This window comes from Streptomyces sp. NPDC046716 (assembly GCF_040645755.1).
Taxonomy (GTDB): Bacteria; Actinomycetota; Actinomycetes; order Streptomycetales; family Streptomycetaceae; genus Streptomyces.
On record NZ_JBEYYU010000139.1, the window covers coordinates 1 to 1,541 of the forward strand.

Here is a 1,541-nt window from a genome sequence, read left to right on the forward strand (position 1 = left end):
CTAAGGCTTGTCCCGCAATGATCGCGGAGCCGAGTACAGAGGTGCCTGGAGGAGGGCGCGTGCTCAGCCAGTGGGTTGTGAGGCGTCTAGTGACCGAGCGAAATCGGCGAGCGTGTGGAAGTCGTCCTCGCGTAGGCCGATTCGCGGGTTGACGTGGTGTAGAAGCCCGGCGCCTCGGTGGTGGGCGGTTACGTACACCTCGTCGAGATCACTCTGCTCGTCGTCCACCCATGCGAAGGGGCGACCGTCGGCGTAGTCCACAAGTGGACCGGTCTTCCAGTGGACCCCGTCGGGGCGTTCTTGGAACAGGGCGTCGCCGAAGTCGACGAAGGGGAGTTCGGGAAGGCCGAGCACAGGGGCGACCCATCGATTGGCGTCGTCCATCCACGTGGTGGCCCAGCACAGCTCGTAGTCGAGCCGAAGCAAGGCTTGCCCGTGCTCGGGGTTGAGCCAGACCCGCAGGGGCCGCCGCCGGACCGAGAGTCCTCCGTGTTCCATTGGAGTCCCGCTGTCCCGGGGCACCCTGAGCGTGGTGTAGCCGTCGGGGCGCTTCTCTGGCTTGGCCGCATAGGGGTTGAGCGGCCCGTCCACATCAAGGAACAGCAGCGGTCGGTTCACGATCTCCCCCTTGCCCACATCGGCTGTGCGTCGAAGCGTAACTGCAACGATCGTTCCGGCGTCGAGACGATCTGATGTGATGATCCCGGTGTGGCTGGAGTGATCACGGCGTCGGAGCCGTCCTGGATATCCCCGTTTACCGGGCTGAGCCCGCGCCAGTTCACCAAGTTGGTGGTCATACTGCGGCGCCAGGAAGCTAACACCCTCCGCCGGGGGCGGCCCTGGGGCCTGGCTCTGGAGGATCGGCTGTTGCTCGTCGCGGCTTACTGGCGAACGAACTTGACGCTCCGCCAGCTTGCTCCGCTGTTCGGCGTCTCCAAGTCGGCTGCGGACCGCATCATCAACCACCTCGGCCCACGGCTCGCACTCCAGCCCCGCCAGAGGTTTCGCAAGGACACCGTGCTCATCGTGGACGGGACCCTGGTGCCCACCCGCGACCACACGATCGCCGAGCAGTCGAAAAACTACCGGTACTCCACCAACCACCAGGTGGTCATCGACGCCGACAGCCGCGTGGTCGTCGTTATCGGCCGGCCCCTGCCGGGCAACCGCAACGACTGCAAGGCGTGGGCGGAATCCGGCGCGAAGGCCGCCGTCGGACTGACCATCACGATCGCGGACGGCGGCTACCCGGGCACCGGCCTCGTCATGCCGCACCGCCGCCGCAAAGGAGAAGCACTGCCCGACTGGAAAGAAGCGCACAACACGTCCCACAAGCAGGTCCGCGCCCGCGTCGAGCACGTCTTCGCGCGCATGAAGACCTGGAAGATCCTCCGCGACTGCCGCCTCAAAGGCGACGGAGTACACCACGCCATGCTCGGCATCGCCCGCCTGTACAACCTCGTCCTCGCCGGATAGGGGCGGCACTCAATGTTGTGACTACAGCTGCGTCCACCTCAAGATCAGTTACGGGACAGCCCTTA

The 1,541-nt window shown here is 65.7% G+C and carries 2 protein-coding genes; one reads left to right on the forward strand and one right to left on the reverse strand.

Translation table 11 applies throughout. The features are described 5' to 3' along the window. Positions 1 to 63: 63 nt before the first annotated feature. Positions 64 to 618, reverse strand: coding sequence for a hypothetical protein (locus ABZ930_RS41375; protein WP_361560790.1), 555 nt, complete (start codon positions 616 to 618; stop codon positions 64 to 66). A 90-nt stretch (positions 619 to 708) separates the two neighbouring features. Between ABZ930_RS41375 and ABZ930_RS41380 the strand changes: the two genes are divergently transcribed. After that, complete coding sequence (locus ABZ930_RS41380; RefSeq protein ID WP_361560793.1) at positions 709 to 1,476, forward strand: transposase; 768 nt, start codon at positions 709 to 711, stop codon at positions 1,474 to 1,476. Positions 1,477 to 1,541: the final 65 nt, after the last annotated feature.